We start from the raw sequence: 515 nt of genomic DNA on the forward strand, positions 1-515 counted from the left end.
AAGAGGTGCAGTGTCCACAATAAGGGTGTTCAGCCGCAATCCTTTTAAGTATATGGTTGCTTTTAATGCATCTCTATTTTTATCTGGTAATCCAGATGACGTTAAAGAAGCAGTTGAACATGGATATCCTGCAGGATGTATTTATCCTTCGGATTATGTTGATAACGAAGAAGATAATGAGATACGTTTAGCATTTGATTTCGATGGTGTCATTGCTGATGATTCCGCTGAGTCTATTTTTCAAAGTGGCGCTTTAGAAAGTTTCCATTCTCATGAGAAAGAGTTCGCAAGTAAACCCTTGCCAGCTGGGCCTCTGTTAAGATTCTTCACTGAAATATCTAAGCTACAACAGAGAGAAATCTTAAAGAATCAAAATGACCCTGATTATAAACCGAGAATTCGAATAGCAATTGCTACTGCTAGAAATGCCCCTGCACATGAAAGAGTGATTACTACACTTAGAAAACTTGATATTAGAGTTCGGCTGAACACCCTTATTGTGGACACTGCACCTC

1 protein-coding gene is annotated in these 515 nt (G+C 38.8%); it reads left to right on the top strand.

Features of this window, described 5'->3' with window-relative positions:
* Positions 1 to 10 precede the first annotated feature (10 nt).
* A partial coding sequence (locus tag L692_RS0125945) for a 5'-nucleotidase (protein ID WP_415752787.1) occupies positions 11 to 515 on the top strand: 505 nt, incomplete at its 3' end.

It is taken from the genome of Paenibacillus forsythiae T98 (assembly GCF_000520735.1).
Lineage (GTDB): Bacteria > Bacillota > Bacilli > Paenibacillales > Paenibacillaceae > Paenibacillus_AQ > Paenibacillus_AQ forsythiae.